This is a genomic window from Pantoea sp. USHLN298 (assembly GCF_037149395.1).
GTDB lineage: Bacteria > Pseudomonadota > Gammaproteobacteria > Enterobacterales > Enterobacteriaceae > Pantoea > Pantoea astica.
On sequence record NZ_JBBCRO010000010.1, the window covers coordinates 61,340 to 80,494 of the forward strand.

22 protein-coding genes are annotated in these 19,155 nt (G+C 55.6%); 13 read left to right on the plus strand and 9 right to left on the minus strand.

Annotated features, from left to right (window positions below):
• Window positions 1-92: 92 nt before the first annotated feature.
• Window positions 93-995, minus strand: a complete 903-nt coding sequence (locus tag WFK59_RS21365; protein ID WP_233985931.1) for a divergent polysaccharide deacetylase family protein — start codon at window positions 993-995, stop codon at window positions 93-95.
• 3 nt (window positions 996-998) lie between these two features.
• Window positions 999-2,300 (minus strand): murein hydrolase activator EnvC, encoded by a 1,302-nt coding sequence (envC, locus tag WFK59_RS21370; RefSeq protein ID WP_233985939.1) that lies wholly within the window; start codon window positions 2,298-2,300, stop codon window positions 999-1,001.
• Between the two features lie 253 nt (window positions 2,301-2,553).
• On the opposite strand from envC, the gene WFK59_RS21375 reads away from it, so the two are divergent.
• The 5 genes from WFK59_RS21375 to cysE all read left to right on the plus strand — a co-directional run bounded on the left by WFK59_RS21375 (window position 2,554) and on the right by cysE (window position 5,674).
• A complete protein-coding gene (locus WFK59_RS21375) occupies window positions 2,554-2,985 on the plus strand; it encodes a rhodanese-like domain-containing protein (protein ID WP_233985949.1) in 432 nt (143 codons plus the stop codon).
• A gap of 19 nt (window positions 2,986-3,004) precedes the next feature.
• Entirely contained in the window at window positions 3,005-3,259 is a 255-nt protein-coding gene (gene grxC, locus WFK59_RS21380) for a glutaredoxin 3 (protein WP_008926942.1), read from the plus strand.
• Window positions 3,260-3,297: 38 nt separating this feature from the next.
• The gene (gene secB, locus WFK59_RS21385) at window positions 3,298-3,768 is read left to right on the plus strand and encodes a protein-export chaperone SecB (RefSeq protein ID WP_031375597.1); all 471 of its coding nucleotides are present in this window, start codon (window positions 3,298-3,300) and stop codon (window positions 3,766-3,768) included.
• Entirely contained in the window at window positions 3,768-4,784 is a 1,017-nt protein-coding gene (gene gpsA / locus WFK59_RS21390) for an NAD(P)H-dependent glycerol-3-phosphate dehydrogenase (RefSeq protein WP_336757243.1), read from the plus strand. The genes secB and gpsA overlap by 1 nt, the downstream gene beginning before the upstream one ends.
• 68 nt (window positions 4,785-4,852) lie before the next feature.
• A complete protein-coding gene (gene cysE, locus WFK59_RS21395; protein WP_094119920.1) occupies window positions 4,853-5,674 on the plus strand; it encodes a serine O-acetyltransferase in 822 nt (273 codons plus the stop codon).
• On the opposite strand, the gene trmL is transcribed toward cysE, so the two are convergent.
• From trmL to cpxR, 3 genes are read right to left on the minus strand one after another with little or no spacing between them, the layout of a single operon-like run.
• A complete protein-coding gene (gene trmL, locus WFK59_RS21400; protein WP_293001284.1) occupies window positions 5,671-6,144 on the minus strand; it encodes a tRNA (uridine(34)/cytosine(34)/5-carboxymethylaminomethyluridine(34)-2'-O)-methyltransferase TrmL in 474 nt (157 codons plus the stop codon). The genes cysE and trmL overlap by 4 nt on opposite strands.
• Before the next feature lie 35 nt (window positions 6,145-6,179).
• Window positions 6,180-7,559 (minus strand): envelope stress sensor histidine kinase CpxA, encoded by a 1,380-nt coding sequence (gene cpxA / locus WFK59_RS21405; protein ID WP_233985955.1) that lies wholly within the window; start codon window positions 7,557-7,559, stop codon window positions 6,180-6,182.
• On the minus strand, window positions 7,556-8,254 hold the full coding sequence (cpxR, locus tag WFK59_RS21410) for an envelope stress response regulator transcription factor CpxR (protein ID WP_009088062.1): 699 nt from the start codon (window positions 8,252-8,254) through the stop codon (window positions 7,556-7,558). Before cpxR ends, cpxA begins: the two co-directional genes overlap by 4 nt.
• Window positions 8,255-8,402: 148 nt before the next feature.
• Between cpxR and cpxP the strand changes: the two genes are divergently transcribed.
• The 6 genes from cpxP to WFK59_RS21440 all read left to right on the plus strand — a co-directional run bounded on the left by cpxP (window position 8,403) and on the right by WFK59_RS21440 (window position 13,880).
• Window positions 8,403-8,912, plus strand: coding sequence for a cell-envelope stress modulator CpxP (gene cpxP / locus WFK59_RS21415; protein WP_233985962.1), 510 nt, complete (start codon window positions 8,403-8,405; stop codon window positions 8,910-8,912).
• Between the two features lie 452 nt (window positions 8,913-9,364).
• A complete protein-coding gene (locus WFK59_RS21420; protein WP_031375603.1) occupies window positions 9,365-9,520 on the plus strand; it encodes a general stress protein in 156 nt (51 codons plus the stop codon).
• Between the two features lie 234 nt (window positions 9,521-9,754).
• Complete coding sequence (gene fieF / locus WFK59_RS21425) at window positions 9,755-10,657, plus strand: CDF family cation-efflux transporter FieF (RefSeq protein WP_233985964.1); 903 nt, start codon at window positions 9,755-9,757, stop codon at window positions 10,655-10,657.
• 208 nt (window positions 10,658-10,865) lie between these two features.
• Window positions 10,866-11,828 carry a 6-phosphofructokinase gene (gene pfkA / locus WFK59_RS21430; RefSeq protein ID WP_046289520.1) on the plus strand — a complete coding sequence of 321 codons (963 nt, stop codon included), beginning with the start codon at window positions 10,866-10,868 and terminating at the stop codon, window positions 11,826-11,828.
• 143 nt (window positions 11,829-11,971) lie between these two features.
• The gene (locus WFK59_RS21435; protein WP_233985967.1) at window positions 11,972-12,961 is read left to right on the plus strand and encodes a sulfate ABC transporter substrate-binding protein; all 990 of its coding nucleotides are present in this window, start codon (window positions 11,972-11,974) and stop codon (window positions 12,959-12,961) included.
• Between the two features lie 145 nt (window positions 12,962-13,106).
• On the plus strand, window positions 13,107-13,880 hold the full coding sequence (locus tag WFK59_RS21440) for a CDP-diacylglycerol diphosphatase (RefSeq protein ID WP_233985969.1): 774 nt from the start codon (window positions 13,107-13,109) through the stop codon (window positions 13,878-13,880).
• Between the two features lie 31 nt (window positions 13,881-13,911).
• On the opposite strand, the gene tpiA is transcribed toward WFK59_RS21440, so the two are convergent.
• Complete coding sequence (gene tpiA, locus WFK59_RS21445; RefSeq protein WP_233985977.1) at window positions 13,912-14,679, minus strand: triose-phosphate isomerase; 768 nt, start codon at window positions 14,677-14,679, stop codon at window positions 13,912-13,914.
• A 120-nt stretch (window positions 14,680-14,799) separates the two neighbouring features.
• On the minus strand, window positions 14,800-15,390 hold the full coding sequence (locus tag WFK59_RS21450) for a YiiQ family protein (RefSeq protein ID WP_336757250.1): 591 nt from the start codon (window positions 15,388-15,390) through the stop codon (window positions 14,800-14,802).
• Between the two features lie 99 nt (window positions 15,391-15,489).
• On the opposite strand from WFK59_RS21450, the gene WFK59_RS21455 reads away from it, so the two are divergent.
• On the plus strand, window positions 15,490-15,924 hold the full coding sequence (locus WFK59_RS21455; RefSeq protein ID WP_233985982.1) for a DUF805 domain-containing protein: 435 nt from the start codon (window positions 15,490-15,492) through the stop codon (window positions 15,922-15,924).
• On the opposite strand, the gene fpr is transcribed toward WFK59_RS21455, so the two are convergent.
• Entirely contained in the window at window positions 15,915-16,661 is a 747-nt protein-coding gene (gene fpr, locus WFK59_RS21460) for a ferredoxin--NADP(+) reductase (RefSeq protein ID WP_336757252.1), read from the minus strand. The genes WFK59_RS21455 and fpr overlap by 10 nt on opposite strands.
• 273 nt (window positions 16,662-16,934) lie before the next feature.
• Between fpr and emrD the strand changes: the two genes are divergently transcribed.
• A complete protein-coding gene (emrD, locus tag WFK59_RS21465) occupies window positions 16,935-18,128 on the plus strand; it encodes a multidrug efflux MFS transporter EmrD (RefSeq protein WP_233985992.1) in 1,194 nt (397 codons plus the stop codon).
• Here emrD and glpX read toward each other — a convergent pair.
• Complete coding sequence (gene glpX, locus WFK59_RS21470) at window positions 18,118-19,128, minus strand: class II fructose-bisphosphatase (RefSeq protein ID WP_233985995.1); 1,011 nt, start codon at window positions 19,126-19,128, stop codon at window positions 18,118-18,120. The two genes, emrD and glpX, sit on opposite strands and share 11 nt — an antisense overlap.
• Between the last annotated feature and the right edge of the window lie 27 nt (window positions 19,129-19,155).

Sequence of the window (19,155 nt, forward strand, 5' to 3'; positions counted from 1 at the left end):
TTCCACACAGCAGCTCATGGCCCGACCCGGGATTATAGTAATTTCTGCATAGAATTGAACGCTAAGCTGCAGACTTAGCATTCATCGCAAATTCAGAACAGACTTTTTATCCGCGTAAACAGCGGGCTTTGGGCCACGCTTTCGCTCACTACGTTCAGTGCCCGGGTCGCCGGAACCGGCGTCAGCGGCTGCGTTGGCTTACAGAGTCCTGGCGGCTGGAAGCGCGGTGTGGCCGGCTTTTGCGGCGTAACTGGCGTACGGGACCCGCGATGCAACGGCTCGTTCAGCAACTGACTGGGCCGGACTAACGTAATCTCCGCTGGCAGCGTCGGTAACATCTGTTGCAGCACGCGTACCGTATTGGGATGCGGATGACCAATCGCGATGGCGTAGCCATCACGCTGCGCCAGTTTCACCGCGCGGCTGAACTGCTGGCGAATGGCGTTGATATCCTGGCTGTCATCCAGAAAAACTCTGCGTTTCAGCACTTTGACCTGTGTTCCCTGCGCGGCTGGCACAGCCTGACTGTTGGCAATCGTCATGCTATCGAGGAAGTAGAGATTGTAGTGATTAAGCGCCTGCATCACTTTCTGCATCCCAGGCAGGCTGGAGGTCATTCTGCTGCCCATGTGGTTATTGAGGCCCACCGCATAAGGCACGTTGTTGACCGCATTGCGCATGATGCGCGCCACCTCTTCGCTGCTCATCTCCGGCGTTAAGGTATCTTTCTCCAGCGGTTGCTTGCTGAGCGGTGCCATCGGCAGATGAATCAGCACTTCGTGCCCCATCTGATGCGCTTTGCTGGCCATCTCATGCGCGTGCGGCGCATTGGGCAGCACGGCAACTGAAATCGCCTGCGGCATCTGCAGAACCTTATTTTCTTCGGCAGGACGATAGCCGACATCATCAATCACAATGGCGAGTTTGCCCGCGTGGGCAGCGTAGCTGAGCAGCAGGCCGCTCAGCAGTACGGAGATTTTTCGAAGTTGCAGCAAAACTTATTTTCCTAACCACGGCAGTGGGTTGACGGCCTGGCCCTGACGTCGGATTTCAAAATAGAGCGATGGGGTGCCACGGCCACCGCTGGTACCGACCAGCGCGATCGGCTGACCGGCTTTCACCTGCGCGCCTACCGTGACCAGCGCACTCTGGTTATAGCCATACAGGCTCATATCGCCTTTACCGTGCTCCAGTACTACCACCAGGCCATAGCCCTGCAGCCAGTCGGCCATCAGCACGCGACCGTCGGCAATGGCTTTCACCTCGGTGCCTTCCTGCGCATCAATCACCAGCCCTTTCCAGCGCAGTTCACCCTGTAACTGTTCACCAAAGCGATGTTCGATACGCCCGCGTACCGGCCACAAGGCCTGACCGCCGGCGCGACCTAAGCCGCCTGTCCGGGCTACCAGTTCACGTTCACTTTGGGTCGGCTGATAACGCGAGCCTTTGGCTTTCGCCTGCGCCTGACGCTGACGGACTTTTTCCGCCTCACGCGCTTCGCGGGCGGCACGTTCACGCGCCTCGCGTTCTGCCCGGGCGATTTTGTCCTGCAGGCGGGTTTCGTTCTGGCGCATCTCCACCAGATCGGCCTGATCTTTTTCCAGTGCGCTTTCCAGAGAGGTCAGGGTTTTCTTACGTGCTGCGCTCGCCTGTTGCAGTTTCTGCTGCTGGCTTTGCTGTTGGGCCAGCAGGCTCTTCTGCTGCTGCTGTTTCTGTTCCAGCGAGGCGCGCTGCTGATTCAAATTCTGCCGCGTCTGCTGTAGTGCCTCAATGCTTTGCTGGCGCGCGGCATTCAGGTAACCAAAATAGGCCAGAATGCGCTCGCTGCGCTGGCTCTCTTCGCCACCCAGCAGCAGTTGCAGGCCATTATGCTGACCCTGGCGAAACGCAGCATCGAGCTGCTGCGAAAGCAGCTTTTCCTGCTGTGTCTGCTGTTTTTCAAGCCGGGCAATCGAGGCGGCGAGCTGGGTGATTTCATTATTCAGGGCCGTCAGGCTATTGCGGGTTTCACGCAGCTGACGACTGGCCTGAGCGATAATTTTTTCCTGGCTCTGCAACTGATCCAGCAGCTTGCTGCGCTGCAGCTTTTGCGCTTTGACGCTTTTTTCTTTTTCGGCGATGTTTTGCTGAATAGACTGCAGCTGAGATTTGCTGTCATCTGCACTCTGCGCAGCGGCTGGCAATAACAGTGCGCCCGCACAAAGCAGGCTAAGGGAGAGGCTGGACAGATGTGTGGACAACGGCAGGTTATGGCCGTTGCGACGGGTCCTTGTGTGCGAAACGGTTGTTTTTCCCTTCATAGGCCAATGATTATTCCACGATGAACCGCCGCTTACCAGCAAACCGCACCGGCATTTGCTTTTCCAGTTATGTCCGGTTTCCTCAGGACATCGCCTAAGCGTTACGCCATTTTTGCGCTTTCGCCAGATTTTTTTGGAAAATGACACTCAAATTGCCACTCTCGCCGCTTAGCATCTGTACATGAGAGGTGGCGCAGGTATACTCAGAACCCTTGTTTTAGCTTATTAGCCCGGTCTGGAGTCGTTACCCCTCATGCAAGAAATTATGCAGTTTGCAAGCAATCACCCCATCCTCAGTCTGGCGTGGGTCGCTTTACTCGTTCTGGTGATTGTGACTACCGTTAAAGGAATGTTCTCTAAGGTAAAAACCATCAGCCGCGGTGAAGCAACCCGCCTGATTAACAAAGAGGACGCGGTAGTTGTAGACGTGCGTTCGCGCGACGATTTTCGCAGAGGGCATATCTCTGGTGCGCTGAATGTGGCAGCCGCAGAGATTAAAAAAGGCAACTTAGGCGAACTGGAAAAACATAAAGCGCAGCCCATTATTGTGGTGTGTGCAACCGGACAAAGCGCAGCCGATCCTGCTGCCCATCTGAGTGCAGCTGGCTTCACTCAGGTTTCGGTGCTGAAAGACGGCATCAGCGGCTGGAGCGGTGAAAATCTGCCGTTAATTCGCGGTAAATAATCTTACTGAGGTGCTAATCATGGCAAATGTTGAGATGTACACCAAAGCAACCTGTCCTTACTGCCACCGGGCGAAGGCGCTGTTGACGCAAAAAGGCGTTTCGTTCCAGGAGATCCCCATCGATGGAGACATGGCGAAACGTGAAGAGATGATCAAGCGCAGCGGCCGCACGACCGTGCCTCAGATTTTCATTGATGCGCAGCACATTGGCGGCTGCGACGACTTATTCGCACTCGATAATCGCGAAGGTTTAGATCCCTTACTGCAGGCGTAAGTTTACGCCGGATATTCTCACTTATAGGACCTGGTCACATGTCAGAACACAACACTAACGAAATGCAATTCCAGATTCAGCGCGTCTACACCAAAGATATCTCGTTTGAAGCGCCTAACGCGCCGCAGGTTTTCCAGAAAGAGTGGGAGCCGGACGTAAAACTGGATCTGGATACTGCATCTTCTCAACTGGCTGACGAAGTCTATGAAGTCGTGCTGCGTGTGACTGTAACCGCGACCGTGGGTGAAGAGACGGCTTTCCTGTGTGAAGTTCAGCAGGCCGGTATTTTCACCATCAGCGGTATCGAAGGCACGCAGATGGCACATTGCCTGGGCGCTTACTGCCCGAACATTCTGTTCCCGTATGCACGCGAATGCATTACCAGCCTGGTTTCTCGTGGTACTTTCCCGCAGCTGAACCTGGCGCCGGTTAACTTTGATGCGCTGTTCATGAACTACCTGCAGCAGCAGCAAGGTGAAGAAGGCGCTGAACCACATCAGGATGCCTGATGACTACTCACGCTTCGATTAGCGTCATCGGTGCCGGCTCGTACGGCACCGCTTTGGCGATTACCCTGGCCCGCAACGGCCATCCGGTGCTGCTGTGGGGGCATAACCCGGCCCATCTGGCGCAACTTCAGTCTGACCGTTGTAACACCGCTTTCCTGCCCGACGTGCCGTTCCCCGACAATCTCTCCCTTGAACCTGACCTGGCAAAAGCCATTGCGGCCAGCCGCGATCTGTTGATTGTGGTGCCGAGTCACGTCTTTGGTGATGTGCTGCAACAGATTAAGCCGGAATTACGTGCAGACTCGCGCATTGTCTGGGCCACCAAAGGGCTGGAAAAAGAGACCGGACGCCTGCTGCAGGATGTGGCACGAGAGATCGTTGGCGAGTCGATTCCGCTGGCGGTGATCTCCGGCCCGACCTTCGCGAAAGAGCTGGCGGCAGGTTTGCCTACCGCGATTGCACTGGCGGCTACCGATGCGCAGTTTGCTGACGATCTGCAGCAGAAGCTGCACTGTGGCAAAAGTTTCCGCGTCTACAATAACCCTGACTTTATCGGCGTACAGCTGGGTGGAGCAGTGAAAAACGTCATTGCCATCGGGGCCGGTATTTCGGATGGCATCGGATTTGGCGCCAATGCGCGTACCGCATTAATCACCCGCGGACTGGCGGAGATGAGTCGCTTAGGCGCTGCGCTGGGTGCCGATCCCACCACCTTTATGGGCATGGCGGGTCTGGGCGATCTGGTGCTGACCTGTACCGATAATCAGTCACGTAACCGTCGTTTTGGCATGATGCTGGGACAAGGCGAGGATGTAGATAGCGCACAACGCATTATCGGACAAGTTGTAGAAGGCTACCGAAACACTAAAGAAGTCAAAGCATTAGCTGCGCGGATTGGCGTGGAAATGCCCATTACCGAGCAGATTTATCAGGTGCTGTATTGCGAAAAACCGGCGCGGGATGCAGCATTAAGCCTGCTGGGGCGGACAAGGAAGGACGAAAACAGCAATAGCTAAAGCAGGAAGCGTAGCGTCATCACCTGTAGCGCCCATTCAGGCGCTTTTTTTATCGGGAGAAAACAGCAATGTCGTCTGATGAGTTAGAACTGGTCTGGAATAATATTAAAGCTGAAGCGCGAGCCCTGGCTGATTGTGAGCCGATGCTGGCCAGCTTTTACCACGCGACATTGCTTAAGCATGAGAATCTCGGTAGTGCGTTGAGTTATATGCTGGCTAACAAGCTGGCTAACCCGATTATGCCGGCTATCGCCATCCGGGAAATTATTGAAGAGGCCTATCGTCAGGACCCTTCAATGATCCTCTCCGCGGCCTGTGATATTCAGGCGGTACGTCAGCGCGATCCGGCGGTAGATAAATATTCAACGCCGCTGCTCTATCTCAAAGGCTTCCATGCCCTGCAGGCGTACCGTATCGGTCACTGGTTGTGGAACGAGGGACGTCGGGCGCTGGCGGTCTATCTGCAGAATGAAATTTCTGTCTCGTTTGCGGTCGATATTCATCCCGCGGCGAACATCGGTCACGGCATTATGCTCGACCATGCGACCGGTATCGTCATTGGTGAAACGGCCGTGGTAGAGAATGATGTCTCGATCCTGCAGTCGGTAACGCTCGGCGGGACCGGCAAAACCAGCGGCGATCGCCACCCAAAAATCCGCGAAGGGGTGATGATTGGTGCCGGCGCTAAAATTCTCGGCAACATTGAAGTCGGACGCGGCGCGAAAATCGGCGCCGGTTCGGTGGTATTGCAGCCTGTGCCACCGCACACCACTGCCGCCGGCGTGCCTGCGCGTATCGTTGGCAAGCCAGGCAGTGATAAGCCATCTATGGACATGGATCAGCACTTTAATGGCAGCCTGGCGGGCTTTCAGTTTGGCGACGGCATCTAATCTTTAAGCAGTGCGCCAGCGTAATCCAGCTGGCGCCACGCCTCATACACCACCACCGAGACCGCATTCGACAGGTTCATGCTGCGGCTTTCGGCCTGCATCGGTATACGAATCTTCTGCTGCGCCGGCAAGGCCTGCAAAATCTCAGCCGGTAGCCCGCGGCTTTCCGGACCAAACAGTAAATAATCCCCGGCCTGATACTGCACTGCGCTGTGCGCAGGCGTGCCTTTGGTGGTCAGCGCAAACAGACGTGCAGGCGACTCTGCCGTCAGAAATGCCTGATAGTCAGCATGAAATTTGATCGCGGTAAATTCGTGGTAATCCAGACCCGCGCGACGTAAGCGCTTATCATCCCAGGCAAACCCGAGCGGCTCAATCAGGTGTAGCTGAAAGCCGGTATTGGCACACAGACGAATGATATTGCCGGTATTCGGCGGGATTTCAGGTTCAAACAACACAATGTTAAGCATAAGGCCCCCGATAACGAGGGCCGAAGCATAGCAAATTATTGTCGCCCGGAGGAGTAGAGCGGTAGCCAGATCGTCAGCCGCAGACCGCCAAGCGGGCTGTCGTCGGCTTTGACCCAGCCGCGGTGTTGTTGCACGGCGGTTTCGACAATCGCCAGCCCCAGGCCGGTGCCGCCAGACTCACGATCGCGCGCTTCATCGGTACGGTAGAACGGCCGGAAAATCTGCTCGCGATCTTCCGGGCTGACGCCAGGACCATCGTCATCGACATGCACCGTAATGCCGGAGATATCGACGGAGAAGCTGACGCTGATGTGGCTGTGCGAATAGCGCAGCGCGTTGCGTACGATATTCTCCAGCGCGCTCTCCAGTGCGTGCGGGTTGCCATACAGCGGCCACGGACCGGGTGGATAAGGGATGTCCATCTTCTTGCCCATCTGCTCGGCTTCGAAGCGGGCATCTTCCAGTACCCCGTTCCACAGTTGATTCGCCTTCATCGCCTCACTGACCAGCGCATTCTTATGCTGGGTGCGTGACAGCACCAGCAGATCGTTGATCATGCCATCCAGGCGCTGGGCTTCCATCTCGATGCGCTCCAGCTCTTTGCCTTCACCCTGACGACGACGCAGCAGCGCTGTCGCCAGCTGCAGGCGGGTGAGCGGGGTTCGCAGCTCATGGCTGATGTCTGACAGCAGGCGTTGCTGACCGGTCATCATCCGCTCCAGCGCACTCACCATCTGGTTAAAGCTGGAACCGGCTGCCAGAAACTCCTGCGGGCCCGATTCCAGTTCCGGATGCTGACGCAGGTTACCGCTGGCCACTTCATCGGCGGCGTACTTCAGCTTGCGTGCCGGACGCGCCAGGCTCCACGCCAGCCACAGCAGCAGCGGTGAGCTGATCAGCATCGTCACGATAAGCAGTAATAAGGGACGGTCAAACAGCAGGTTGACGAAATCGAGCTGGGAACTGTTGGCGGGACGGATCATATAGAGCTGATAATTATCTTCGCCATCCCGGACGGCAAACGGCCCGACCAGTTCAACCCGACCATATTTCTTCTTCTGCGGATGATCCGCATTATCGGACTGGCCGATAAAGTTGCGGATAACCTGCATTTCATTATGTTGTGCGCCGATCACCCGGCCTTCACTGGTAACTAACAACAGCCGCTGACCCGGCGGTGCCCACTTTTCGACGGCACGAAATAAGCGGCGCCACCACATCAGATCGTTAGGGGGATCCTGTGACAGCTCTGCTTCAACGTGCTGCTCGATCATCGTACCCTGCCGCTGTTCACTTTCCAGCAGCGAGGTCATCTGTCGTGAATCGAGTTTGGGCACCATCAACACCAGCATCAGCACCAGCGCCAGGGTTAACCAGAAGATGGCAAAAATGCGGGTGGTCAGACTGCCAATCATGATGCCGAGACCATCAGGTAACCCCGTCCACGTAAGGTTTTGAACCACGGATGACCATCACGACGTTCAGGCAGTTTACGGCGCAGGTTAGAGATGTGCATGTCAATTGCCCGGTCAAATGGCGTCAGGCGTTTACCGAGCACTTCCTGACTCAGATGTTCACGCGACACCACCTGACCCAGATGCTGTGCCAGCAGATAGAGCAGAGTAAATTCGGTGCCGGTGAGATCCAGCGTCACATCATCGAAGCTGGCTTCCTGGCGACCCGGATTAAGGCGCAGGCAATCGACCTCCAGCGTGGGTGAACTGTTGTCATGCTGTTGCTGCTGCTCACTCCAGTTAGAGCGGCGCAGAATGGCACGGATACGGGCTACCAGTTCGCGATCGTTAAACGGCTTAGGCAGATAGTCATCGGCACCGAGTTCGAGGCCCAGCACGCGATCCAGCTCGCTGCCGCGTGCAGTCAGCATGATGACCGGTGTCTGATGTTGCTGTCGCAGCTCTTTCAGGGTGTCGATACCGTTTTTCTTCGGCATCATGACATCCAGTAAAAGCAGGTCAATTGAGTTATCGAGCAGGTTCAGCGCTTGTTCACCGTCGCTGGCTACCACCACTTCAAACCCTTCCATTTCTAACAGTTCTTTTAAAAGCGAAGTTAATTCGCGGTCATCATCTACCAACAGGATTTTATTCATTTTTGTAGCCCTCCGCAGGCAAAATAGCGTGTTCCAGGCGGACCCATCCATCGCTTTACGTAGTTTTACACCCCCTGACGGATGTTTGCAGCTATCGCCGTACACTGGCTCTCGTTGAATCGCAAAACGGAACGAACTGGAGTAAACGATGCGCACATTAACCGCCGTCGTCCTTGCCTCAGCGATGGCTCTCAGTCTCGCCAGCGCAGGTGCAAAAGATACGACGACGATTGACGAGATGCATCACGGCGGATTGCCGACAGGCAGTATGACGCAAAATCCGCAAAGCCACATGTTCGAGGGCATCGAGTTGACCGAACAGCAGCGTCAACAGATGCGTGACCTGATGCAACAGGCCCGACACGAACGTCCGGCGGTCCGTCTTGATGATATCGCCGCTCTGCATGAGTTAGTGACTGCAGACACCTTTAACGAAACGGCCATCCGCGAGAAGGCGGAAAGCATCGCCAGAGTTCAGGTTGAACAACAGGTCGAGATGGCACGTATACAGAATCAAATGTTTCATCTGCTCACGCCAGCCCAGCAGGCGACGTTGCAGAAGAATTACCAGCAGCGACTCAATGAGTTGCGACACTTATCGAATTTGCAGTCAGCATCATCGCTGCAAGCAGTGAGTAGTACCAGCAGTAACCAGTAACATAGTATCCCTGTTTTCCTTGCCATAGACACCATCCCTGTCTTCCCCCGCATGATGCGGGGGTTTTTTTTATCTTTTTTTTGGTTTTTTTGTTTTGACAGTAATCATCACTCCGCAATAAAACCCTCATTTCGTTAACGCTTATTATTCCTTTATCTCCCACCATAACCGTTTCTGCGCTTTTAAGCGTGGCGACTGCGGTTAAGCGCAGCGACAGGGGGAATCGTAATGTCAGACATGATAAGTGATTGAAAAATAAATGCATATCGAATCATCCTGCCTGATTCATTCCGCTTTTCAACAGGATACGTTTCCCGCGTTGCGCTTGTCGGATCAGGACCAACTCCTACACTTAGTTCTGTCACAACAGGGATGTTAAGTGTCTTCGCGAAGTCTCAGGGAGCAACAACCACATTATGTCGTCCTGAATGAATCAATCAATGGAGTAAGTTATGGCAGAGCATCGTGGTGGTTCAGGTAATTTCGCAGAAAATCCGCAAAAAGCGTCTGAAGCTGGTAAGAAAGGCGGTCAGAATAGCGGCGGCGGAAATTTCAAAAACGATCGTGAAAAAGCATCAGAAGCTGGGAAAAAAGGCGGCAAAAAGTAATTGCCGGTTTTTTCGGTGACGTGGCCAGGCGTGGATGTTGAGCTGGTCCTGATGTGTTAAGCACTTTGCCCCGTCCTCCTGCTGAGGCCGGGGCTTGTTTTTATCTTCGTGTTCTCCCCGACCGCCATTCCTCTCTTTGATCACAATTAAGCGGTCTTCTGACAGCAGTGTTAAACTTTAGCCATTCTTTGATTTGGGTGCGCATCACTCCTGATGCTGCATACGGAACCTGGCATGCAACCCTCTTATGGCCGACTGGTAAAACGTGCTGCTCTGGCTGCCACTATTCTTGCGTCTGTCCTGTTAATCGTGAAGATTTTCGCCTGGTGGTATACCGGTTCAGTGAGTTTACTGGCTGCACTGGTCGACTCACTGGTTGATATCGCCGCTTCGCTGACCAACCTGCTGGTGGTGCGATATGCGCTTCAGCCGGCAGATGAGGACCACACTTTTGGTCACGGCAAAGCGGAGTCGCTGGCGGCGCTGGCGCAAAGCATGTTTATCTCCGGCTCAGCGCTGTTTCTGTTTCTCACCGGCCTGCAACATCTTGCTTCACCCAACGTTTTGCGCGCGCCGGGCGTGGGGATTGTGGTTACCGTGGTGGCGCTGGCTTCGACCCTGATACTGGTCGCATTTCAACGCTGGGTGGTGCGCAAAACCCGCAGCCAGGCGATACGGGCAGATATGCTGCACTATCAGTCCGATGTCATCATGAACGGGGCTATCCTGGTGGCGCTGGTACTGAGCGGGTATGGTTTTGCCCGCGCAGATGCGCTGTTTGCGCTGGGCATCGGAGTCTTCATTCTGTATAGCGCGCTGCGTATGGGGTATGAGGCGGTGCAGGCGCTGCTGGATCGCGCGCTACCGGAAGCGGAACAGCAGCAGATTCTGACGCTCGCGACGCAGTGGCCGCAGGTGCAGGGCGTACACGATTTGCGCACCCGCCAGTCCGGACCCACCAAATTTATCCAGCTGCATCTTGAGCTGGAGGATCAGCTGCCGCTGGTACAGGCGCATCGCATCGCCGACCAGGTTGAGAAAGCGCTACGCAAAGAATTTCCCGGTTCGGACGTAATTATCCATCAGGATCCCTGTTCTGTGGTACCGTTCGAGAGAGAAGATTCTTTAGGTTTTTAACCTAAATGAATCAAACTGATACGAAAGGCATGACGTAACGCTAACATTGCTGCAAAAAATAGTGAAAAGTTGTCTGACCTGAATCAATTCAGCAGCAAGCCTTTGATATACTATCTGCCATCACGTGTCGCGCTAATCGCAGGAATGGTGTTCAGCAGCGATCGACAGGCAGGATTAACCCTTAGTTTTGAACAATCCAGAGGTTGTCATGATCAAAAAAATTGGTGTATTGACCAGCGGCGGTGACGCCCCAGGCATGAACGCAGCTATTCGCGGAGTGGTACGTTCCGCGCTGAGTGAAGGACTGGAAGTTTTTGGGATCTATGACGGTTACCTGGGTTTGTATGAAGATCGCATGATCAACCTCGATCGCTATAGCGTCTCCGACATGATCAATCGCGGCGGCACTTTCCTGGGTTCTGCACGCTTCCCTGAATTTCGTAATGAAGACGTTCGCCAGGTCGCGATTGAAAACATGAAAAAGCGCGGCATCGATGCGCTGGTGGTGATTGGCGGTGATGGTTCTTACATGGGCGCTAAACGCCTGACCGAGATGGGCTTCCCGTGCATCGGTTTACCTGGCACCATTGATAACGACGTCGCCGGTACCGATTACACCATCGGCTATTTCACTGCGCTGGAAACGGTGGTTGAGGCGATTGACCGCCTGCGTGACACTTCGTCATCGCATCAGCGTATTTCGATTGTTGAAGTGATGGGTCGCTATTGCGGTGACCTGACGCTGGCGGCGGCGATTGCGGGCGGTTGCGAATTTATCGTGCTGCCGGAAATTCCTTACACCCGCGAAGAGCTGGTGGCGGAAATTAAAGCCGGCATCGCCAAAGGCAAAAAGCACGCCATCGTGGCGATTACTGAACATATCTGTGATATCGACGATCTGGCGCGTTTTATTGAAACCGAAACCAAACGCGAAACCCGCTCAACCGTGCTGGGCCACATTCAGCGTGGTGGCGCGCCTTGTGCCTATGACCGCATCCTGGCGTCACGCATGGGCGCCTACTCAATTGAGCTGCTGATGCAGGGTTACGGCGGCCGTTGCGTCGGCATCCAGAATGAGAAGATGGTGCATCACGACATCATCGATGCGATTGAAAATATGAAGCGTCCGTTCAAACGCGACTGGCTCGATACCGCTAAACAGCTTTATTGATCCCGATTCCGGGCGTGCTATCTGGCACGCCCGCTCTGCCTGCCTCTATATTCCGCACGGTTATAACAGCTTATTTTTAATTCTTTTAGCTCTGTAATGGTTTATGTCACGCTTAGCCCATAACGACATTGGGAGAGTGCGTAATGAACAAGTGGAGTATCGGAATCACCCTGTTGCTGGCCTCAACCAGCGTACTGGCGAAAGACATTCAGTTATTAAACGTTTCCTACGATCCGACACGTGAGTTGTATGAGCAATACAACAAAGCGTTCAGTGCGCACTATAAGCAGGAAACCGGCGATAACGTCGTGATCCGTCAGTCTCATGGCGGTTCCGGTAAGCAGGCAACCTCTGTCATCAACGGCATTCGTGCTGATGTGGTTACGCTGGCGTTGCAGTCCGATGTGGATGCGATTGCCGAGCGCGGCCGTATCGACAAAAACTGGCTTCAGCGCCTGCCCGAGAACTCCGCACCTTACACCTCGACCATCGTCTTCCTGGTACGCAAAGGCAATCCTAAAGGAATCCATGACTGGAGCGATCTGGTCAAGCCTGGCGTATCGGTAATTACGCCGAACCCGAAAACCTCCGGTGGCGCACGCTGGAACTATCTGGCAGCCTGGGGCTGGGCGCTGGATCACAATAACGGCGATCAGGCTAAAGCACTGGCCTACGTTCGGGCGCTGTTTAAAAACGTAGAAGTACAGGATTCCGGCGCACGTGGCGCCACCAATACCTTTGTTGAGCGCGGCATCGGTGATGTGCTGATCGCCTGGGAAAACGAAGCGTATCTGGCGGTCAATAAGCTGGGTAAAGACAAGTTCGAGATTGTGACCCCGAGCGAATCCATTCTGGCTGAGCCAACCGTATCAGTGGTCGACAAAGTGGTGGATGAGAAGGGGACGCGTAAGGTCGCGGATGCCTACCTGAAATATCTCTACTCGCCAGAAGGCCAGACCATCGCCGCGCAGAACTACTATCGTCCACGTGACGCTGAAGTGGCGAAAAAATTCGCCAGCACCTTTGCGCCAGTGAAGCTGTTTACCATTCAGGATAAATTTGGCGGCTGGACGCAGGCGCAAAAAGCGCACTTTGCCGACGGCGGCAGCTACGACCAGGTAATGAAACCCTGACCTCTTCGGCCAGCGCCTCCCGCGCTGGCCGTTTCTCTCATCTCCCGCTCATCTTCATGACATACCTCACTCCGACAATTCTCCGTGACATTCGCTTATCGCCAGGCGAGGATGCAGGCTGCTGAACCACACAGAGATTGTTGTTATGCAGTCAGGACATCGTGCAGTCGGTCTGATTACGTTTCTGCTGGTACTGGTGATTGGAGGTATGCTGATTGCCGCTCTTCATTTCAAAAAGAACGCTGATGCGCTGTGGCAAATTGTCAGCGAGAAATGCCTTCCCAATCAGCAGAGTCGTGGTGAACCGGCACCCTGCCAGCGGGTCGATCTGCAGCATCGCTACGCCACGCTGAAAGATATTCACGGTCCACTGCAATATCTGCTGATCCCGATTGATAAAATCAGCGGCATGGAAAGCCCACAGTTAATTAATGCCGCCACGCCCAACTATTTCGCCTTCGCCTGGCATGAGCGCCAGCTACTGGCGCAACGACGCGGCTCGCCGATTGACGATCGGGTGCTGTCACTGGCGATCAACGCGCAGTATGGTCGCACTCAGAACCAGCTCCATATTCACCTCTCCTGTTTACGGCCGGATGTGCGCCAGCAGCTTGATCAGCTGACACCACGACTGAATGCTGAGTGGCAGGCGGCGACGCTGCGGAACCATCGCTACTGGTTGCGTGCGCTGACGCCAGCAGAGCTGACACAGCAAAGTGTTTTTATCCGGCTGGCGGATGAGGTGCCACAGGCGCGAACGGCGATGGGGAAATATGGTCTGGCGATGGCGAGTTTGCCCGATGGGCGGCTGGTGCTGATGGCGATTGAGCGTAACTGGCTATTGCTGAACCGCGGTTCGGCGGAAGAGGTACAGGATCACGACTGCCAGTTAATCCCGCCAATAAAAAAGGCGGCTTAATCAGCCGCCCTCAGGATGGATGCGTTAACGCTTAGGCATTTTTTGCCGCAGCGGCTGCTTTAACAATCACGGCAAACGCATCGGCTTTCAGTGACGCACCGCCAACCAGCGCGCCATCAATGTCGGGCTGGGTGAACAGCTCAGCGGCATTTTTGTCGTTAACCGAACCGCCGTACTGAATGATGACCTGTTCAGCGATCGCTGCATCTTTCTTCGCGATGTGATCACGAATAAATTTGTGCACCGCCTGCGCCTGCGCAGGCGTCGCTGATTTGCCGGTACCGATAGCCCAGACAGGCTCATACGCGATAACCGCATCTTTAAACGCTTCGGCGCCCTGCGTTTCCAGCACGGCATCCAGCTGACGTGCGCAAACTTCTTCGGTTTGACCCGCTTCGTTTTCCGCTTCGGTTTCGCCAATGCACAGCACCGGTACCAGACCCACAGACTTCAGCACTGCGTATTTCTTCGCAATAAATTCGTCGCTTTCTTTGTGGTAGGTGCGGCGTTCGGAGTGACCGATGATGATGTATTTCGCACCGATATCTTTCAGCATCTCCGCAGAAACTTCACCGGTAAAGGCGCCAGACAGGTTAACGTCTACGTTCTGCGCACCCAGTGCGATGTGGCTACCAGAGATGGCATGTTTCGCCTGCTCGAGATAGAGGGCTGGCGGTGCAATGGCGACGCCACACCCATCAACGCCGGAGAGTGCTTTGCGCAGACCGTCGATCAGTTCGGCTGTCATCTGCTTGCTGCCATTCAACTTCCAGTTACCCATAACCAGTGGATGTCGCATTCTATCCTCCGCATAACGCGATACATGAAAAATCGCTGCCAGCCGGCAGCGTTGTCTGCCAGACAGTATAGAGATCAAATGTGGCGATGGCTTTGCTTTTCGTCATTTTTGCCCACATCATCAGGGGGTCGCGAGTGCCAGTTTGACCGGCTCAATGGCAAAGGTTAAGCCCTTATCGCCGTTGTCAGCCACCACAAAACGCAATGCGCCTTCGACGTGTGCATAGTAGGGTGTTCCCTTACCCTCTTTTAGCAATCCATCCAGCTTTTTACGTCCCTCTTCAGCGCCTAATCCCGGCACGAAGAAACGCAGCGAGGCGGTCATATAAGCCAGCGCTTTCTCCTGTGATGCGCTCTGATCCGGACCCGGCAACGGCAGCCAGGTAATCTGCAACGTTTTGATTTTGCCGGTTCCCGGCTCCAGCGCCGTAGAGGCATACAGGGTTTCATTAATTTTGCTGGCGGCGCGCGTCAGATTGCTTTTATCACCCCGATTATCAATGGCGCGATACTCCTGCAGCGGCAGCGTCGGGTTAGCCAGATTATACTTTTCGCGAAACTGGCCGATAGTCATATCAAAGGTAGGCGCGCCCGCCAGCAGATAGGGCGCCGCGGGCAGTGCATCGGCACGATCCTGCGGTTGCGGATCGGCGGCAAATGCCGGAACCGTCAGCGCAAGCGATAACAGCAATGCGCCAGGCAAATTCTTCATTTTGTCGACCCTAACCAGTAAACTCAGGCCCAAATTAGAACGGTTTTTATCCGCGAGGTCAAAAGCGCGGCGGCTTTAATTTCTCCGGGATGATAATGCATGACGTTACAACAATGGTGTTTTTCTTATCGGGGCCGGCTGGGGCGACGTGATTTCTGGATCTGGCAGGCTGTGTGGCTGCTGGCTACCACCTTATTATTCGTTCTGGCAGGTAACGACTGGCTCGATACGCAGATGGCTGCGTTTGGCGTGGTTTGCCTGCTGTGGCCTGCCAGCGCGGTGCTGGTGAAGCGCCTGCACGATCGTAACCGTCGCGGCTACTGGGGATTTTTACTCATCGCCGCCTGGCTGCTGGTGGCGGGAAACTGGAGCATGTTAGAGGGCATCCTGCCGTGGCTGGTGGGACGCGCCATTCCGTTTGTGATACTGGCGGGATTACTGCTCGATCTCGGCGTATTTCGCGGAACCCCCGGCGATAACCGGTTTGGTGCCGCGGCGCTGCCCGTGCGTTACTGGCAGGCGGCTCACCAGTAATGTTCGCTGGTGATATGGCCCGGCTTACGCTTCAGGTGTTTACGCATCTCGCGCGTCTCTTTGAGCAGTTGCTGGGTATCACGTACCATCTGCGGGTTGCCGCACAGCATCACATGGCTGCTGTCGGCATCCAGCGATAATCCCACTGCGCGTTCCAGCTCGCCGTTTTCAATCAGTGCAGGCACCCGACCGGTGAGCGAACCGGCGATCTGTTCGCGGCTGACCACCGTCTGAATATGCAGCTTGTCGTGATAAGTCTGTTGTAACTGCTGCATCAGCGGTAAAAAACTCAGGTCGGCCGCGTAACGTGCCGCATGAACCAGCACGATATTTTCAAACCTGTCCAGCCCTTCGCCCTGCTGAAGCATTGACAGATAGGGACCGATAGCGGTGCCGGTCGCCAGCATCCACAAGGTCTGGCAGTCCGGTACTTCATCCAGCACAAAGAACCCCGCCGCCTCTTTGGTGACCATCACCTGATCGCCCGGCTGCAGCGCGTGCAGATGCGGGCTGAGCTTGCCTTCCGGTACCGTGACCAGGTAGAACTCCAGCAGATCATCTTTTGGCGCATTAACGTAGGAGTAAGCGCGCTGCACACGTTCGCCGTCGATTTCTAACGCCAGCTTGGCAAACTGCCCGGCGATAAAGGGATCAACGGGCGCCTGAACCCGAAGGCTGAACAGCGCATCCGTCCAGTTTTTCACTTCCTTCACTTCAGCATTGACCCACTCGGCCATAATCACTCCCTGGTTGTTGATTATTCAGGCAGATGGCTATTTTCGCGACTGCGCCGCAAGATTGCTACCCTGCCTCCGGACAAAGGCTCTAATCGACAAACTGTTGCGTTACCTTTACAAGCTGGTGCATAAACTTGACGGGCGCAAGTCTGGCCCTTTTCGGCATCCTCTCGCTTTGTCATTTAATCCTGATATTTTTCCCGCCATAACGAAGTATCCAGCCGGTTAACGGCTGTTTTAACCCCTTTTCTCAGACCGAAATGTTACTCAATCATGAAGAATAAACTGGAAAACCGCCCTTTGCTGGTGATGCTGATTGTGCTGGTGGCGGTGGGACAGATGGCGCAGACCATCTATGTCCCGGCGATGGCCGCGATGGCTGACGCACTTCACGTACGTGATGGTGCGCTGCAGCGAGTGATGGCAGCCTATTTAATGACCTATGGCGGATCGCAGCTGATCTACGGTCCGCTGTCAGACAGCGTCGGACGCCGGCCGGTGATCCTGGCGGGTATGATGATCTTTATGATCGGCGCGATCACCGCGTTGATGGCGACGTCGCTTGATATGCTGGTGCTCGGCAGCGCGGTGCAGGGACTGGGAACCGGCGTTGCGGGCGTGATGGCCCGTACCATGCCGCGCGATCTCTACGAGGGACACGCGCTGCGCCGCGCCAACAGCCTGCTCAATATGGGGATTCTGGTCAGCCCGCTGCTGGCTCCGGTGATTGGCGCACTGCTGACTCAGCTGTTTGGCTGGCATGCCTGCTTCGCCTTCCTGCTGCTGCTCTGTCTGGCCGTAACCGGCTCGATGGCGCGCTGGCTGCCGGAAACCCGACCCTACAGTGCCGAAGTGACGCCGTTCTTTAAACGCTATGTTCGCTTGCTCAGTGACGTCAATTTTGTCCGCTACATTGTGTTGCTGATTGGCGCGCTGGCGGGCATTGCGGTGTTTGAATCGAGCTGTGGCGTGTTGCTGGGCGGCGTGCTCGGCCTGAACAGCCTGACCGTCAGCATTCTGTTTATCCTGCCCATTCCGGCGGCGTTTTTTGGCGCCTGGTTCGCTGGCCGCGAGCAGGGCTCCTGGCATAGCCTGATGTGGTGGGGCGTGAATAGCTGCCTGCTGGCGGGCGTGCTGATGTGGATCCCGGCCTGGTTCGGCGTAATGAATATCTGGACGCTGCTGGTGCCGGCTGCGTTGTTCTTCTTTGGCGCGGGGATGTTGTTTCCACTGGCGACATCGGGCGCAATGGAACCCTACGCCTGGCTGGCGGGTAGCGCGGGCGCGCTGATTGGCGGGATGCAGAACCTGGGATCGGGCCTGGTGGCGTGGCTGTCAGCCATGATGCCGCAGCGCGATCAGTTCAGCCTCGGCATGCTGATGTTCTTCACGGCGCTGGTGATGCTGCTGTGCTGGTTGCCGCTCTCACGTCAGCCGGAGCGCGGCAACCAGCCGGTTACAGGATAAACGGATGCAGCGCCGGATCTTTACGGTCGAGGTAGTGAATCGACTGGATGCGGCGAATGGTGCGCGACTTACCGCGAATCAGCAGGGTTTCACTGGTGGCGATATTGCCCTGACGGGTGATGCCCTTTAGCAGGTCGCCACTGGTAATGCCGGTGGCGGCAAACACCACATTGTCATTGCGCGCCATCTCATCCAGCGCCAGCACTTTACCCGCTTCAATGCCCATCTCCGCGCAGCGCTGCAGCTCCTGCTCGCCGAGCCGCCGGTTCTCTGCGCTGTCGCCTTTAACCTGATGGCGCGGCAGTAAGCGGCCCTGCATATCGCCGTCCAGCGCGCGGATCACCGCCGCTGACACCACGCCTTCCGGTGCGCCGCCGATGCCGTACATCACATCCACTTCGCTGTCCGGCATACAGGTCAGAATAGAGGCCGCCACGTCGCCGTCAGGGAAGGTAAAGACCCGCACGCCAAGCTGCTGCAGCCCGGCGATCACGGCGTCATGGCGCGGCTTCGCCAGAATCGACACGGTTAACTGCGCCAGCGGTTTGTTCATCGCGACGGCGATATTGCGCAGGTTGGTTTCCAGCGGCAGGTCGAGATCGATCTTGCCGCGCGCTGCCGGACCGACAATCAGCTTTTCCATGTACATGTCGGGCGCATGGAGAAAGCTGCCTTTGTCGCCGACGGCCATCACCGCCAGGGCGTTCGCCTGACCGAGGGCAGTCATGCGGGTGCCTTCAATCGGATCGACCGCGATATCGACCGCATCGCCGCGCCCGGTGCCGACTTTCTCACCGATATAGAGCATCGGCGCTTCATCGATTTCGCCTTCACCGATCACAATCTGACCGTCAATTTCAATCGAGTTGAGTACGTGTCGCATGGCATGGACAGCGGCACCGTCGGCCGCATTTTTGTCGCCGCGTCCTAACCAGTGATAGCCTGCCAGGGCGGCAGCTTCGGTTACGCGGGAAAATTCAATCGCAAGTTCTCGTTTCATGGCATCTACCTGACAAAAAACAGGCAG

Coding starts and splice junctions, on each gene's coding strand:
- WFK59_RS21440 (WP_233985969.1), top strand. CDS start 13,107: ATGCAGTCAGGACATCGTGCAGTCGGTCTGATTACGTTTCTGCTGGTA.
- cpxA (WP_233985955.1), bottom strand. CDS start 7,559: ATGATTGGCAGTCTGACCACCCGCATTTTTGCCATCTTCTGGTTAACC.
- WFK59_RS21455 (WP_233985982.1), top strand. CDS start 15,490: ATGACGTTACAACAATGGTGTTTTTCTTATCGGGGCCGGCTGGGGCGA.
- WFK59_RS21450 (WP_336757250.1), bottom strand. CDS start 15,390: ATGAAGAATTTGCCTGGCGCATTGCTGTTATCGCTTGCGCTGACGGTT.
- emrD (WP_233985992.1), top strand. CDS start 16,935: ATGAAGAATAAACTGGAAAACCGCCCTTTGCTGGTGATGCTGATTGTG.
- fieF (WP_233985964.1), top strand. CDS start 9,755: ATGCAACCCTCTTATGGCCGACTGGTAAAACGTGCTGCTCTGGCTGCC.
- envC (WP_233985939.1), bottom strand. CDS start 2,300: ATGAAGGGAAAAACAACCGTTTCGCACACAAGGACCCGTCGCAACGGC.
- trmL (WP_293001284.1), bottom strand. CDS start 6,144: ATGCTTAACATTGTGTTGTTTGAACCTGAAATCCCGCCGAATACCGGC.
- secB (WP_031375597.1), top strand. CDS start 3,298: ATGTCAGAACACAACACTAACGAAATGCAATTCCAGATTCAGCGCGTC.
- gpsA (WP_336757243.1), top strand. CDS start 3,768: ATGACTACTCACGCTTCGATTAGCGTCATCGGTGCCGGCTCGTACGGC.
- WFK59_RS21435 (WP_233985967.1), top strand. CDS start 11,972: ATGAACAAGTGGAGTATCGGAATCACCCTGTTGCTGGCCTCAACCAGC.
- WFK59_RS21375 (WP_233985949.1), top strand. CDS start 2,554: ATGCAAGAAATTATGCAGTTTGCAAGCAATCACCCCATCCTCAGTCTG.
- cpxP (WP_233985962.1), top strand. CDS start 8,403: ATGCGCACATTAACCGCCGTCGTCCTTGCCTCAGCGATGGCTCTCAGT.
- pfkA (WP_046289520.1), top strand. CDS start 10,866: ATGATCAAAAAAATTGGTGTATTGACCAGCGGCGGTGACGCCCCAGGC.
- cpxR (WP_009088062.1), bottom strand. CDS start 8,254: ATGAATAAAATCCTGTTGGTAGATGATGACCGCGAATTAACTTCGCTT.
- tpiA (WP_233985977.1), bottom strand. CDS start 14,679: ATGCGACATCCACTGGTTATGGGTAACTGGAAGTTGAATGGCAGCAAG.
- WFK59_RS21420 (WP_031375603.1), top strand. CDS start 9,365: ATGGCAGAGCATCGTGGTGGTTCAGGTAATTTCGCAGAAAATCCGCAA.
- cysE (WP_094119920.1), top strand. CDS start 4,853: ATGTCGTCTGATGAGTTAGAACTGGTCTGGAATAATATTAAAGCTGAA.
- fpr (WP_336757252.1), bottom strand. CDS start 16,661: ATGGCCGAGTGGGTCAATGCTGAAGTGAAGGAAGTGAAAAACTGGACG.
- glpX (WP_233985995.1), bottom strand. CDS start 19,128: ATGAAACGAGAACTTGCGATTGAATTTTCCCGCGTAACCGAAGCTGCC.
- grxC (WP_008926942.1), top strand. CDS start 3,005: ATGGCAAATGTTGAGATGTACACCAAAGCAACCTGTCCTTACTGCCAC.